At 68.7% G+C, this 14,884-nt stretch carries 8 protein-coding genes; 5 read left to right on the top strand and 3 right to left on the bottom strand.

The window, feature by feature from the left end; all coding sequences use genetic code 11:
* Window positions 1-50 precede the first annotated feature (50 nt).
* Complete coding sequence (locus HG543_RS03625) at window positions 51-803, top strand: class I SAM-dependent methyltransferase (RefSeq protein ID WP_169343227.1); 753 nt, start codon at window positions 51-53, stop codon at window positions 801-803.
* Window positions 804-805: 2 nt separating this feature from the next.
* Here HG543_RS03625 and HG543_RS03620 read toward each other — a convergent pair whose 3' ends face one another.
* The 3 genes from HG543_RS03620 to HG543_RS03610 all read right to left on the bottom strand — a co-directional run bounded on the left by HG543_RS03620 (window position 806) and on the right by HG543_RS03610 (window position 5,013).
* Window positions 806-1,747: a glutathione S-transferase family protein gene (locus HG543_RS03620; RefSeq protein ID WP_169343226.1), complete on the bottom strand. Its 942-nt coding sequence runs from the start codon at window positions 1,745-1,747 to the stop codon at window positions 806-808.
* A gap of 145 nt (window positions 1,748-1,892) precedes the next feature.
* Window positions 1,893-4,706 carry a PKD domain-containing protein gene (locus HG543_RS54945; RefSeq protein ID WP_246356726.1) on the bottom strand — a complete coding sequence of 938 codons (2,814 nt, stop codon included), beginning with the start codon at window positions 4,704-4,706 and terminating at the stop codon, window positions 1,893-1,895.
* A 139-nt stretch (window positions 4,707-4,845) separates the two neighbouring features.
* The gene (locus HG543_RS03610) at window positions 4,846-5,013 is read right to left on the bottom strand and encodes an RCC1 domain-containing protein (protein WP_343073266.1); all 168 of its coding nucleotides are present in this window, start codon (window positions 5,011-5,013) and stop codon (window positions 4,846-4,848) included.
* A gap of 198 nt (window positions 5,014-5,211) precedes the next feature.
* Between HG543_RS03610 and HG543_RS03605 the strand changes: the two genes are divergently transcribed.
* From HG543_RS03605 to HG543_RS03590, 4 genes are all read left to right on the top strand, one after another.
* Complete coding sequence (locus HG543_RS03605; protein WP_169343225.1) at window positions 5,212-8,568, top strand: hypothetical protein; 3,357 nt, start codon at window positions 5,212-5,214, stop codon at window positions 8,566-8,568.
* 230 nt (window positions 8,569-8,798) lie between these two features.
* The gene (locus tag HG543_RS03600; RefSeq protein ID WP_169343224.1) at window positions 8,799-11,423 is read left to right on the top strand and encodes an amidohydrolase family protein; all 2,625 of its coding nucleotides are present in this window, start codon (window positions 8,799-8,801) and stop codon (window positions 11,421-11,423) included.
* Window positions 11,424-11,557: 134 nt separating this feature from the next.
* Window positions 11,558-12,601 carry a proline iminopeptidase-family hydrolase gene (locus tag HG543_RS03595; RefSeq protein ID WP_211193701.1) on the top strand — a complete coding sequence of 348 codons (1,044 nt, stop codon included), beginning with the start codon at window positions 11,558-11,560 and terminating at the stop codon, window positions 12,599-12,601.
* Between the two features lie 63 nt (window positions 12,602-12,664).
* Window positions 12,665-14,803 (top strand): M28 family peptidase, encoded by a 2,139-nt coding sequence (locus HG543_RS03590; RefSeq protein WP_169343223.1) that lies wholly within the window; start codon window positions 12,665-12,667, stop codon window positions 14,801-14,803.
* Window positions 14,804-14,884: the final 81 nt, after the last annotated feature.

Genomic DNA, 14,884 nt, shown 5'->3' with positions numbered 1-14,884 from the left:
TACAGTCATGCGGAGACACCACCGGGTCCTCCCGGTCGAAGGGGGCAGACATGGGCATCACGATGTCTCCGCAGGACTACGCCACGGCATTCCGCATCCTCGCGGCCTCCGCCCGGCATCCCGAGAACATCGGCCGGCTCGTCGAGGAGCGACTCCTCCCCCGGCTGCCGGAGAAGCCCTCGCTGCTGGACGTGGGCGCGGGGTCCGGCAAGGTGGCCGAGCGGCTCGCGCCGCGCTTCGGCTCACTCACCCTGCTGGAGCCCAACCCGAACCAGCTCGCCGGGCTCCAGCTCGAGAAGGCGAAGGTCCTCGTCGAGCCCCTGGAGCGCTTCCATACGTCGGAGCAGTACGACCTCGTCGTGTGCTCGCACGTGCTGTACCACGTGCCCTCCTCCGACTGGGGAGGGTTCATCGACCGGCTGCTCTCCTTCGTGCGCCCCGGGGGGTACTGCCTCATCGTCATGGCCGCGGACCGGGGGCCCACCTACGAGCTGTGCCGTGACTTCAGCCAGACGCTGACCTTCAGCGACGTGGCCGACACGGTGCGCCAGCTGAAGCTGCCGCACGAGGTCATCGCGACGATGGCCGGCTTCGCCGCGAAGACCTTCGAGGAGATGTACACGCTGTGCCGCTTCTTCGTGCTCGAGGGCTGCTTCACGGCGGAGCAGCTCGCGGGGCTGAGCGAGAACGAGGCGCGCGAGCTCGACATGAAGCTTCGCGCGCATGCCGAGCGCTGCCGGGACGCGGACGGGGTGTACCGGCTGGGGCAGGACGAGGACATCGTCCTCATCCCCAAGCCGTAGCCTCAGGATTGCGGCGTGCCGATGCGGAAGCCCATGCGCGGGAAGTGCACGTGCACGACGCCCGCGCGCGGGTCCTCGCGGCGGAGGATGAGCTCCTCGGCGCCCGCGAAGAGCAGCTCGCCCTCCACCGGGTCCACGCCGTAGTCGACGGCCGCGATGGTGACGCGCTGGCCCGGCTTGAAGCCCAGCGGGTCCGTGAAGTGCTCGTCGGGCAGCGGCGCGGGCGTGGCCTCGCGGGCCGCGGCGACGGCCTCCTCCTCGCTCATCTTGCTGAAGTCACCGTGGCCGAAAGCGAGCACCCGGTCCAGCCAGGCCTTCACCGCCGGGAAGCCATCCACCAGCGGCAGCGTCACCGAGGCGGCCCGGAGGAACCACAGCGAGTGGGCGAGCGCGAAGTCCGCGACGGAGGGCTCGCCGAAGAGGAAGCCCCCGTCCCGGTGCGAGAGCTGCCGCTCCAGGCGGGAGATGATGACGGGCCACTGGCTCTGGGCCTGCTCCAGGGGCATGCGCCCCGTGGTGCCCCCGCTGAACATCGCGGCGCGGTCGGCGGCGAAGGCCTTGGCGAACTCCGGTGGCACCGTGGCGAAGCGCTCCGCCGCGACCGCCGGCTGGAACATCAGGGCCACCGCGTGCTGGAAGACGACGGAGTCCGCCCACGCGGCGAAGCTGGCCGCGGTGAGCTCGTGGCCGCGCGGGAACAGCGTCGGGGTGGGCCGCTCGCGCTCCAGGAAGCGGGCAATCAGCGCGGTGTCGCAGTAGATGTCCGCGCCCACCTGGAGCACCGGCGTCTTGCGGTAGCCGCCCGTCAGCGCCGTCAGGTCCGGCTTGGGCATGATGCGAGGGATGAACACCGACCGCCACGGCAGCCGCTTGAAGCCGAGCATCAGGCGGGCCTTCTCGGCGAAGGGAGACGTCGGATAGTGGTGCAGGATGAGCTCGGGCATGGGGCCTCCGGGTACGAATGGGCGGCGCAGCCTACCCGGAGTCAGGCAGGCCGGTCCCGAATCACCAACCGGCCCCGCTCCGGACTGCGATTTCCAACAACAGGGCCCACCCCGGCGCGCCGTGCTCCGGGGCGGGCCCGCGCGGTTACTGCGGCTTGTTGATGATGACCTCGTACGCGCCGACGCCCGCGTAGTTCACCACGCGGAAGCGGTACTCGCCCGCGGTGCCCGCGTACGAGATGCTCTCCACGGACGTGGCGCTCTCGCTCGCGGCGACCTGCGTCCAGGCGCTACCGCTCCAGCGGTCCAGGTACAAATCGTAGTCCGTGCCGCTCGGCCCCGTGAGGCAGGCGGCATGGGTGCCGCTCGTGGCGCTCTGGTACGAGGTGCCGCCGGGCTGCACCTGCGTCTGCCCGTTGGCGCCGCTGAACGTGCCCGTGTAGCGCGTGCCGGGGCAGGCGGTGCTGGCGCTCACCGTCACGTTCTGCGTCGCGGTGCCGGTGGCGCCCGCGTTGTCCGTCACCGTCAGCCGCACCGCGTACGTGCCCGCGGCCGAGTACGTCTTGCTCGGGCTCGTCGTGCTGGACGTCGTGCCGTCACCGAACTCCCAGTTGCGCACAGCCACGGTTCCGTCCGCGTCCGTCGAGGTATCGCTGAAGGTCGCCGTGAGGCCGCTCGTGGTGAAGTTGAAGTTGGCCACCGGCGACTGGTTGGGCGCCCCGCTCGTCAGGTTCACCTTCCACGCGCCGCGGCCGTAGGTGCCGGCCACGAGGACGTGCGGCGAGTCGTCCACCTCCAGGTCCATGACCACCAGGCCCAGCGGCAGGCCGGCGGAGAACGGGATGAACGAGTCACCGCCGTCGGTGCTCTCGTACACGCCGACGTCGGTCCCCACGAACACGCGGTTTGTGTCCACCGGGTCGATGGCCACGCTGTTGGCCGGCACGTTGGGCAGGCCCGCGCCCACGGCCGCCCAGGTGGTACCGCCGGTGGTGGAGCGGAACAGCTTGTTGCCGCCGAAGGCGGCGCGGGTGACGAACACGCGCAGCCGGTTGCCGGGCGTCATCGCCACGTCGGACACGTTGCCGCCCGGATAGTTGCCGGTGACGTTGGTCCACGTCACGGTGGCGGCCGCCGCGTCCGCGGTGGCGTGGATGGCGCCGGTGGACGTGCCGACGTACGCCGGGATGGTGGTCCCCGTCTGCATGGGGGTGATGACGGACACGCGGGCGCCCAGGTTGGCCGAGATGGCCGTCCACGTCATGGGGCTCGCGGAGGTGGTGCCGCGATACACGGTGTCACCGGCCACGAAGATGCGGTTGCTGGCCACGGCCATGGGGGTGACCCAGGGGAAGTTCGACGAGGCGGTGATGCCCGTGGTCGGCAGCTTGCTGAAGCTGTTGGGGACCCCGCCCGTGGTGGAGCGGTAGATGCTGGGTAGGCTGCTGGAGGGGTAGCTCGTCTGGAACACGATGTTCGTGTTGGTGGGGTCCACGGCGTTCATGAAGCCGTCACCGCTGACGAAGGTCAGGTCCCACACGGGGCTGGTGGTGCGACGCAACGACGAGTTGTCCTGCGCGCCGCCGAACACGGTGTCCGCGTTGTTGGGGTGCACGGCCAGGTCGTAGAACTGCGTCACGTTCAGGTTCGAGTTCATGTTGACGAAGTTCGTCCCGCCGTCGTCCGTGCGCCACAGACCGCCGTCGCCGCCAATCCAGTAGCGGTTGCCATTGGTGCGCGAGTACAGGACGACGTGGATGTCCTGGTGCACCTTCTGGCCGGAGCCCCAGGTCGTGGTGAGGAAGGTGAACGTCGCGCCGCCGTCGAGCGAGCGCGCCGGGCGGATGGTGCCCACCAGCACCTGATTGATGTCCGTGGGGTGCACGGCGATGGCCTGGTTGTAGGTGCACTGGCCTTCGCACGCGCTGCTGGTGCGCAGGCTCCACGTGGCCCCGCCATCCATGGAGCGGTAGACCTGGCCGCCTTGCAGCACATAGAGCACCTGCGCGTCGCCGGGCGCCATGGCCAGGCGCATGCGGCTGCCCGACGCCGTCAGGCCGGTGCCGGAGTTCGTCCAGGTGGCGCCGCCGTCCACGGACTTGAAGACGCCCCGGCCGGGGACGCTGGCGTACGCCGTGGCGGAGCCCGGCACGAAGACGATGTCCTCCACGTTGTAGCTGAACACGCGCGTCCAGGTGGTGCCGCGGTCGGTGGAGCGGAACATCCCGGGGCTGGACGGCGAGCTGGAGCCGGTGCAGCTGCCGGCGCCGCCCGCGAGCACCACGTTGGTGTTCGTCGGCTGCACGGCCACGGCGTTGACGATGGACAGCGGCATCGCGGTGGTGCCCACGCCGTTGCGCGCGTTCCACGAGGCGCCACCGTCGGTGCTGAGGAAGACGCCCTGGCCGAAGTAGCCCGCGCACCCGCCGCCATTCTTGTCGCCCGTGCCCACCCACACGTTGTTGGGCGCGGTGGGCTCCACGTAGATGGAGCCGATGGGCAGCGTGCCCACCGAGTCGAACAGCGGCGTCCAGCTGACGCCCGCGTTGGTGGTCTTCCACACGCCGCCGGCGGCGGCGCCGAAGTAGACGGTGTTCTCGTCGGTGGGGTGCGGGACGACGGAGTTCACCCGGCCCGAGACGCGGCCCATGGTCCACGTGCCCATGTTCATGGCCGACGGGCCCATGGACGTCCACACCTCACCGGCGAGCGTGAGCTGGCTCTCCCTCGCGCGCCGCTGCGCGCGCAGCTCGTCGACGGCCCTGGCGCGCTCGGACCTCGGGTTGGCGCGAACCCGGTCCAACCCGCGCGACTCCACGAACCAGCGCCTGCGCTCTTCAATCTCCCGGGATTCGTCCCGGGGACCCTCGCGCGACTCCTGCGCCCAGGCACTGCTTCCCAACATCGTCAGCGCGAGCGCGGCGAGCGCGCTCCGCCGTCCGGACGGCTTCAGCTTCATGATGGCCCCTCCCCTGCTCCGGCCTCGCGGCTCCCGCGTACGAGCGATGAAGCTCGCGTCAGCGACAACCAGGACCGGTGCGCTCACGCTAGCGCCCGGCCCTGGCTCGCCCGGAAGGGAAATCCGCCGCCGCGAGGCGTCACGTACGCGGAGTCATCCGGGGGCAGCGGAAAAGCACACCCGCCCCGAGGGCGCGCTCAGTCCAGCAGGACCTGCACGGGAGAGAGCGCATCGGTGAAGGCGTGGAGCTGTTCCCGGGGGTGCCAGTGCCCAACTGGCCGTCCCAACCATAGCCCCAGGCCCACACGGTGCCGTCCGGACGCACGGTCAGGGAATGCTCCTCCCCGGCGTGCACGACCGCCTTTTGGATCTACCAGCACCGCAAACGGAGTCGGCGAGCCCGGGCGTGAAATGACAACAGCTGTCCAGAACCACGCGCACCGCTCGGGACAGCTCTTTTGCACTACTCAAGCATTCAGGTAATGGGGGCACCGGAATCCAGACCATGCGCAAACCCACCCCGAAGTCCGTGCCAAGCCCCCGCGCCGAGGCGACCCCGTTCCTCTACTCCAACCTGACCAGCGATCAGCAACGAGCCGGATCGGAGATCGCGGCCACGCTGCGCGACATGGCCGACGAGCCCTGGTCGGCTCCGCATGGCGGGCCACAGGAGCACGCCTACCTCCCCCACCTCGACCGGGCTCGAACCAATCGGGTACTGCTGATTGATGGTGGCCGAGGAACCGGCAAGTCCACCCTCCTCCTGACCCTGCTCAACGCCTACAGGCGGTCTGTCCTCGGGGCCAAGGAGCCACGATGGATCAGGGGAATGGCCGAGATGATCATCCCGGTCGAGATCATCGACCTCCAGCCGCTTCCGCCCTCGACGAACCTCGCCCTCCACGTGATGGGCCGGCTGAAGAGCGTGGTTGACACCGTGGAACCGCCGCCCACCACGAGCACGTCCTCCAAGCCCATTTGGGATGAGGCTTCCGGCCCCCGGCTTCGCGACAAGTGGAATCGCTTGATGCGGCTACTCGCCACCTGGGACGAAAGCCTGGAGGCGCGCGTGGGGCGGCAGGATACGAGTTCGTACGTCATCGAGATCATCGAGGAAGAGCTTGAACGCGGGCAACTGGCGGAGGGCTTTCGCGACGCGGTCGATGCACTCGTCGAGGGCTACGCATCGAAGTTTGGCCGGGGTGGCAACAAGAAGCCCCTGTTCCTCGTTCCCATCGACGACGCGGACATGAATCCCAAGCTGTCCGCCCGCCTGCTGGAGCTACTTCGGAAGTTGTGGCACCCGCGCCTGTCGTTCCTGATGGCGGGAGACAGCAGGCTCTTCCTGCTGCGGCTGCAGGAGTCACTGCTCGCGCAAGGAAGCCGGGCTTCGAAGGATGGAGCGCCCTACCTCAGGCTGGCGCAGGACACCTACGAGAAAGACATCCCGAACTCCGCGCGCTTCCTGCTGGGAGCGCTGAAGCCTGGCGAGCGGGTCGAGCGCAACCAGGAGATCCACTCGCTGCTCCAGCGTTACTCCGTCGAGGTCCAACGGCCGGAGATTCCGCGTGAGGATGAGCGCACGCCTCCAACCCTGCGGGACTACTTCCTCGCCAACCTCCAGAGCTCCGAACTCCTACCGGATCGCCTGCGGCAGATCTCCGAACTGACCGCGCGCCTCCGGAGGGCGAGCCCTACTGAAGAGGAGATGACTCCCAGGGCCACGCTCCCCATCGTCCAATGGCTGTGGCAGGAAACCTCCGAAGCGCTGGGCGAGGAGGACGAGCGGTGGAAGAGACTCAAGGGCGCCGTCCAGAGCGCCCAGCTGGATGGGCAGCTCCGGCTCGACACCCGTCTCATCCAGATGAGACCCGAGCTGAGGCCCGTCGTGCGGTTCCGGGTCGAGCAGTCCGCATACACGCTCACGCTGCAGACCCTGAACCGCTTCAGTGCGGTGTTGAAGCCGAATCATGTTCCTGGAGAATTCGTCCTCCGGCCCTCGGATGGCGACGAGCTGCCGGAGCGGCTCACGGCCTGCTGGGTGCTGGCCTCGGACATCGCGGCGGATGGCGTGCATGAGGGCCCCTTGGACGAGTCGGAGAGCTCCGTCGACGAGGGCTCCGTGCGTTTCGTTCTCGCATCGCGACCTGCCTCGAGTCTCGAACCTGCGCTGGAGGTGCCCTGGCCGCTCCCCGCATGGCAGGCACCGGTCGACTATGTGATCTTCTCCAGACATTGGACTGAGCAACTCGCGAAGGGGCGCTCATCGCCAGGACGAGACGCCGGCCGCCTCGCACGTCACTTCTTGTGGCTGGTCATCCAGATCTGCCAGCACCGGGCGGTGAAGGAACCGGTGGAGTGGGACCATCCGCCATCCTGGACAGCTTTGGCGGAGCAGCTCGGCGAACTGGCGCGGCCCCAGGTTCACGGTTCGCCCAGACAACAGCGGTGCGCGAGCTGGGCCAGCACGGATGCCCCACTCATTGCCGCCCCTGAGTCGGGTCTGCCGGAGGAGGATGCGAGCGACTTCCTCAGTGCGCTGATTCCCACGCTGGGGGCATCCTGGTCCGTCAAGGAGCTCAGGGCCCGGCGGCTCGCGAGGCTTTCCTCGATACCAGGCAGGACGCGCCTGAACTTCGATCCCGAACAAGCCCTCGTCCAGTTGGACGGCGCGGCCCCGGCACACCCCTTCGTACAGGCTCTGAAAGGCCTTCACCTTCCTTCGAATCGACAGGGCGTCCGGCAGGGGCTCCTGGAGTACCTCGGGTACCGGACGCCTCCCCCCCACAGCGGTATCTTCAGGGAAAAGGAATTCAGGTTGGAGCGCTATCGGACCGCGCTACGGCAGGAGGCTCTGGGAGACCTTCCAGAACCCCTCTACTCCAACCTTCGCGAGAAGATCGAAGGCCGCCCGAACAGAGCCCTCGCCCCCGTCGTTCTTGTGAACGTCTGGAGACTCCTCGCGAAGGAAGCGGGACACCCTGACGTCGTCTCGTGGTTCTGGCTCGAAAAAACCCGGATCCAGATGAGTAACACGGCCGCCGAACGTGGCCGCATCCTGCGCGAGGTGATACTGAACTCTCGTGCGGGCGCGACCACCTCGATTCCCATCGACTCTACGCGAGGGCTCATCATCGAGCGGTTTGCCCCCGTGGCACCCGCCTCGGACCTACCGGCGCCCCTCGATGCCGTATTCCGCCTGATCTTCGATTACGTCCAGGACCAGGACGACGATTCCGCCCCCGCAGATACAAAGCTCACCGTCTGGCCTCTCGTCAGCACCCAGCTGACGGGCAGGAAGCCACACCTGCTGCGCCCCTGGCCCGATGTTCTGTGGCCTTCGCTCATGGAGTACGAAGAAGCTCCCAAGGCCTGGGCCGAGAGGGTCAACTCCCTGGATGAGTGGCTTGCCTTGGAGACGCTGGACTACATGCCGTACGCGGTGGACGCATTCGCACTGAATTTCCTGGAGAACCGCGCTGGGTTCTATCGACGAAGCCAGGGCGGCTCCATCGACAAAGGCGAAGTGACCACAGACGACTACAGAGCGTTCCTCAAGGGGATCTGGCCCGTCAAGCCTCCCACGAGCGGACGCAGGCATACGCTTCTGGAGCATTGGGTCCGGCGGCTTCCGCTCATGGCGACACCCGAGGCCGGGCTGTCCGATGATGTCGCGCGGGTGTTCCTCGAGCCCGCGCAGCTACAGGATCTGACGCCACCTCAACTGCATGAGTTGCGTCGTGAGCGCACCCTGGCGAGCGGAGTCCTCCCCGCGGAGGTGGACGCCACCCTCGCGGACATCGACGAGACGTTTCCCCACCACCCGTGGGTTGAACACATGAAGCAGTCGAGCGGGAAATAGGCCCGCTGCAGGACAACAAGTCCATGGCAGGTGAAATCAATCTCGAGCGGCTCATCGCCGAGGCCGATGCTTGGCCCTTCCTGTCCCACCAGGGATTCAGGTCGGGTCTCGTGGCGCTCGGCCATGTGGCCCCAGGCGTGCTGGAGCCCGCGACAGCCGCGATGGCTCATGAACTGGAAGACCACTTGCGGCTTCGCGCTCGCGGGCTCTCCCTGCAAGTGCTCCATGAAGTGCGGGAGCATTCCTGGTTCGCGGCGGACGGCGAGGAGGCCGCGGGGCAGAGCATTCCCCTGGAGGCCTACCTGCACCGGCTGGCCACTCGCCATCTCGAGCAGGCGGGTGCCACCGTGCGGCTGCGGGAACTGTCCCACGACTCGCCGCGAGAGGCCGTGGCCCGAGTCTCGCGCTGGCGATGGCTCTCGCTGCGTCTGCCGCCGGACCTGCTGATTGCCTCCCTGCACTCCGCTGGCCCGCATGCCCCCACCACGGACCGGGTCAGCCTGGTCAGCGCACAACTCGCGCACGTCCTGAGCCAGCCCGTCGCCGAGACACACCTCCACGAGAAGGCCGCATTCTCCTTTTCACAGCTCTGGTCCTCGTGGATGGGGTGGTTCCTGCGCCAGGTTCCCCGAGCCGACGCCACGGTGCTCCAGGGACATTCCTGGCCTTTCGGAGGACAGTCCGCGTTCACGGGCATGTTGCTGGCGGCGGCCATCACCCGGACCCTCATGGCGGGCTACCTGCTCCGGCTCGCGGCCGGGCAGAGAGCCTCCTTCGCGGAGTTCTGCCGCGAGGCCGTCGAGCGCACAGCAGCCGGTCATCACGGGCGTCCCGCGCTCGGCGACCACGTGTACTGGTGCGGTGGCGCGATGCGGATGCTCCTGAGCGGCTCCGGCGGCGTGGACCTCGCCTCGCTCTGCCATAGCTACCGGCGGCTCGTCATCCGGGACGCGCCTCCCCGGCGTCCCCGGACGCTGGAAGAGCTCTACGCGGCCGATCCCATCGCCGGATGGTTCAGGGGAGTCCCGGGCAGGGTTCTTTCGGAGACCGTCTTCACCACCCATGCGCTGCGAGCCATCCGCTCGGAGCTGGTGGACGCGGAGTTCACGCGCTTCTTCTGGCAGTACCAGCGCGTCCGCTGCCGCGCCTACGACTTCCTGGTCCTGGAACCAGGAACCGCGGGACTCGACTGGTTCCAGCGGTATTTCAGCCGCCTCAAGGCGTTTCGCGGCGACATGGACGCGACCCTCTTCGAGGCCGCGCTCGAACATGAAAGCGCCGACCTCCACCTCGGCGCGCTGGAGCTTCGGCGAACGCCCCCCGAGTCCTGGGCCATGCTGTGCCGGGACGTCCAGAAGCTCGCGGAGGGAAGCCTTGGCTTCCACCACCGGCAGCGTTCCGGGGAGCCCGCCGTCCGAACCGAAGTGGGCCTCGTCTTCCATTTCGTGAAGGAGAACCTCAATACACGCCATCCGCAGCACAGGCTCCATGCCGACCCGGAAGGCAACGGAACGGGCGTGAGGTTCGGTGACTGGTACTCGGAGCAGCGGCGCCGTGCACTCGCCATCGTGGGGGCCCTGGAGCGCTTTCCGAGCATGCAGTTGCTCATCCGTGGCCTCGATGTCGCAAGCACGGAACTCTCCGCGCCCACCTGGGTCACGCTGGGAATTCTCGAGGAAGCCCGTCGTGCCTCGGTTCATGCCTCGCGCGTGCTCGCCGCGCGTGGCGCCGAGCAGCCCCTTCCGCGGCTGGGCGTGACCTACCATGTGGGGGAGGACTTCCGCCGGCTCGTCGAGGGCCTGCGGCGCATCCACGAGGTGGTGGATTTCGGCGCGCTTCGCCAGGGAGATCGGATTGGCCATGGGGTCGCCCTGAGCATTTCGCCCCGGCTCTGGGCGCGAAATGCGCGGATGATTCCTCAGCCCGCCGAGGAGCGGATCGACGACCTCCTGTGGGAGTTGGAGCGCTACCAACGAGGCGACTTCACGGGCAGAGGCTCCCGGCGGGAGTTGGTGCGCACGGAATTGCGGCGTCTCCTCCGCGATGTCTTCGGAGATCCCTCGCCCGACCTCGACATGTATCTCGAGGCCAGAAGGCTTCGACACGTTCCCGAGTTGCTCGAACGCCTGGGCTACCCAAGGCGTGTAGCGCCAGGCTCCGTTGGCGCGCATCCCGAGAACGCCCTGGAAATCGTTCGGCGGTACCTGACCTCGACTGCCTGGTTTCAGCGAGGTCTTCGGCCGGTTCCCGTCACCATCGATGACGGCGAGGTCTCCATGCTGGAGGAGGCACAACAATGGCTTCGCTGGCTGCTCGGGCGCCAGGAGATCACCATCGAGAGCAATCCCTCGAGCAACCTCCTGACCTCGGACCTGGGCGTCCACGAGGTCCCGCCCGCGCTGCGGTTGACGCTCGGCCCCTCCCAGCGAGGGGCGAAGAAGCACCGGCCACCGGCCGTTCGAGCGTCGGAGGCGCCACTGCTGGTCTCCATCAATACGGATGACCCCGTCACCTTCGCGACGCGGCTCGCCGATGAATACGTGTATTTCTACTCCGGCCTGCGGCAGGCCAACCTCACCGCCCAGGAGGCGCTGGAGTGGGTTGATCGGGTCCGTCTCGCAGGCTGGCGCTCGCGGTTCACGCTCCCCGCCAGCTCGGACCCCAGGTACCTCGATGAGGTCGCCAGCCGATGGCGAGCCGTGTTGAAGCCGTGGTCCAGGAGGCTTCGTCCCTCGTCCGCGCCTCACGAAGTGGAGCAGGAACCAGAGGAAGTCGAGGCGGCTCCTCCTCCAGGGGCTCCATCCTCGTCAGAAGCGCTCGACACGTTCGAGGAGGAGCCGAACTGGGAGCTTTGATGGCATTCCAGAAGGCGTTGGTGGCGGCCCCACCACGCCGTCATCCTGAACGAGCCGGCCGTCCCGGCGGCTATGCTGCGCCGCTCGCGCCGCCCGGCTTCATCCTGGAGGCGCCCCAACCTGGAGCGGACCTCATGATGAAGACGTTGTGGGCCCTGGCTGTGTTCGCGCTGCTCGCCCAGGGCTGTGCCACGAGGGGCTCGGCCCCTGCGGACGCAGCCCGCTACTTCGACCAGACCGGCCGCATGGACGTGCTGGGCGGAGGCGCGCGGCGCATCCCCATCCAGACGGCGAAGGGCACGTTCCACGTCTGGACCAAGCGCGTGGGCAACAACCCCACCATCAAGCTGTTGCTGCTGCACGGCGGCCCCGGCGGCACGCACGAGTACTTCGAGGCCTTCGACACCTTCCTCCCCGGCGCGGGCATCGAGTACTACTACTACGACCAGCTCGGCTCGCACCGCAGCGACCAGCCCGACGACGCGACGCTGTCGTCCCTCCTGTCCACCGAGCACTTCGTGGAAGAGGTGGAGCAGGTGCGCAAGGCCCTGGGCCTCGGGCCGGACAACTTCTTCCTGCTCGGCCACTCGTGGGGCGGCATCCTCGCGACGGAGTACGCGCTCAAGTACCCACAGAACCTGCGCGGCCTCGTCATCTCCAACATGATGTCGAGCTGCCCCGCGTACAACGACTACGCGAAGAACGTCCTCATCCCGGCCATTCCCACCGAGGTCCGCGAGGAGCTGCAGAAGCTGGAGGCCGCGAAGGACTACACGAACCCGCGCTACATGGAGCTGCTGGTGCCGCACTACTACGAGCACCACATCCTGCGGATGCCGGCGGCGCAGTGGCCCGAGCCGGCGCAGCGCTCGTTCGCGCACATCAACCCCAAGGTCTACGTGCCCATGCAGGGCCCCAGCGAGATGGGCCTCAGCGGCATCCTGGAGAAGTGGGACCGCAGCGCGGACCTGCAGCGCATCACCGTGCCCACGCTCGTCATCGGCGCCCAGCACGACACCATGGACCCCAAGCACATGGAGTGGATGGCGGGCCAGGTGAAGCGCGGCCGCTACCTGCACTGCCCCAATGGCAGCCACATGGCCATGTACGACGACCAGAAGACGTACATGGAAGGCCTGGTGCGCTTCCTGCTCGACATGGACGCCGGCCGGTTCTGAGACGGCGCAAGCCGGTGGACACCAGCGGGCGCGGTGACAGAGTGAGGTGCCGTGAGACACCTCATGCACCTCCGACTGCTCCCCTTCGCCCTCGCCGCCCTCACCGCTTCCGGCGCCGCCGCCCAGCCGCCTCCGTCACCCGTGGGGCCCGTGTCGCCCACCACCGGCCTCGTGCTGCGCGACGAGGTGGTGCGAGCGCTCATCAGTGAGAGTTCGGGCGACCGCGCGTACGACGACGTGCAGCGGCTGGCCCTCCTCGCCCGTGACAATCAGGGGGGCTACGCCGAGGCGGCCGAGTGGCTGAAGGGTGCCGCCGAGGCCGCGGGGCTCCAGGACGTGCGCCTGGAGCCGATGAAGGACGGCCCCCAGTGGCGCGCCTCCCGGGGCGAGCTGTGGGTATCCACCCCGCACCGGCACAAGGTCACCTCCTACGCCGACCAGCCCATGTCCCTGGCGGGGGGCAGCGGCAGCTTCGAGGGCACGGGCCTGGAGCTTGTCGACGTGGGCACCGGCATGGCGGACGCGGACTACACGGGCAAGGACGTGAAGGGCAAGGTGCTCCTCACCCGGGGCCCTCCCGGCTTCGCGATTCGCAAGGGAGTGTCGGAGCGCGGGGCCGTGGGCGTCATCTCGTCGTACTCGACGCCGCCCTGGAACTTCCAGCACCGCCTGGACGGCGACTTCCCGGACCAGATTGGCTGGGCCCGCGTGCCGCCGGGGCTGCTGGCGCCGGGCGGGCGGACGCCCTTCGCGTTCATGGTCTCCGACCGCCAGGGACGCGAGCTGCGCGCCCAGCTCCAGGCGGGTCCGGTGACGGTGGACGTGAGCGTCGCCACCGAGACGCGCGAGGGCCACTACAGCATCGTCAGAGGCGTCATCCCCGGCACCCGCGCCGGTGAGGAGGTTGTCCTCACCGCCCACCTGGACCACTACAAGCCCGGGGCCAACGACAACGCCTCGGGGTCGGCCACCGTGCTGGAGATGGTGCGCACGTACACCACGCTCATCCGCCGGGGCGTGCTGCCGCCGCCGGTGCGCACCGTGCGCGTGCTGTGGCTGCCGGAGTTCGAGGGCACCCGCGAGTGGTTCGACCACCACGCCAACGACCCGGTGCGGCGGGTGGCCAACTTCAACTTCGACATGCTCGGCGCGAACCTGACCCGCGTGCACTCGCGCTTCATGGTGACCGCCACGCCGGACTGGAACGCGAGCTTCGTTAACACCGTGTCCGAGTCCACGGTGGCCTTCATGAACCGCTTCAACGGGGTGGTGTACCCGTCGCGCAAGGACTTCCGCATCGGCTCCGTCACCGGCTCGAGGGATCCGCTGGACGCCCACATGGAGCGCTACAGCCGCGGCTCGGACCACCAGCTCTTCAACGACCACGGCATCCCCGGGGTGGCCTACGGCACGTGGCCCGACGACGCCTACCACACCAGCGGCGACCGGCTGGAGAACGTGGACCCCACGCAGCTCCACCGCGCCGCCTTCGCGGGTCTCGCCGGAGTCACCGTCGCCGCCTGGGCCGAAGGCGCGGGCGCGTTGGAGCTGGCGCGACTGGTGGCGGTGCATGGCGTGAAGCGCGTGGCGGAGGACGAATTCAACGCCCGCCGCGACCTGACCGCGGTTCCCGCCACGCAGCTGCCCGGCACGTACCGCCTGGCCCGCGCCGCGATGCGCGCCGCCCACCAGCGCGAGCGCGAGGCCCTGCTCTCGTGCGTGCCGCTGGGCGCGCCCGCGGCATCGGTGAAGGCCCTGGCCAAGACACTGGACGATGCCGAGGAACAGTCCCTGGACCGTCTGGAGGCGGACGCCAAGGCGCGCGGCGTGTCCCTGAAGGAGCCCGCCCCCACCGAGGCCGAGCGCCGGGCCCGGTCCTACGTGCCCCGGCGCGTGAAGGGCCAGGAGCTGGCCTCCTTCGACGACGTCGCGGGCAAGGCGAGCCCCGAGGACAAGCCGCGCCTGGCCGCCGTGCAGGCCGCGATGGACGCGGCGACCACCGCCCTGCGGGAGCGTGGAGAGAGCGAGCTGCGTTTCTTCCAACTGCCCGATGCCGTCGCGAGCTATGCGAACGGCAAGCGCTCCGTGGCGGACATCCGCGACGCGGCCTACGCCGAGTACGGCCACGCCTTCCCCGTGGAGGCGCTGATGGACCTCTTCGGGTTGCTGGAGCGTGGCGGCGTCATGACGCGGGCCCGCTGAGGGAGAGGTCGCAACGGGAAGCCGGCAACACGCGAGTGCGCGATGGACGGTGACCGACCCTCCGGCGCCCTGATGGCAGAG

The sequence above is a fragment of the Pyxidicoccus fallax genome, assembly GCF_012933655.1.
Lineage (GTDB): Bacteria > Myxococcota > Myxococcia > Myxococcales > Myxococcaceae > Myxococcus > Myxococcus fallax.
Note: the sequence above shows the minus strand (reverse complement) of the source record. Positions and strands in the feature narration are given on the sequence as shown.

Coding starts and splice junctions, on each gene's coding strand:
- HG543_RS03625 (WP_169343227.1), top strand. CDS start 51: ATGGGCATCACGATGTCTCCGCAGGACTACGCCACGGCATTCCGCATC.
- HG543_RS03620 (WP_169343226.1), bottom strand. CDS start 1,747: ATGCCCGAGCTCATCCTGCACCACTATCCGACGTCTCCCTTCGCCGAG.
- HG543_RS54945 (WP_246356726.1), bottom strand. CDS start 4,706: ATGAAGCTGAAGCCGTCCGGACGGCGGAGCGCGCTCGCCGCGCTCGCG.
- HG543_RS03605 (WP_169343225.1), top strand. CDS start 5,212: ATGCGCAAACCCACCCCGAAGTCCGTGCCAAGCCCCCGCGCCGAGGCG.
- HG543_RS03595 (WP_211193701.1), top strand. CDS start 11,558: ATGATGAAGACGTTGTGGGCCCTGGCTGTGTTCGCGCTGCTCGCCCAG.
- HG543_RS03590 (WP_169343223.1), top strand. CDS start 12,665: ATGCACCTCCGACTGCTCCCCTTCGCCCTCGCCGCCCTCACCGCTTCC.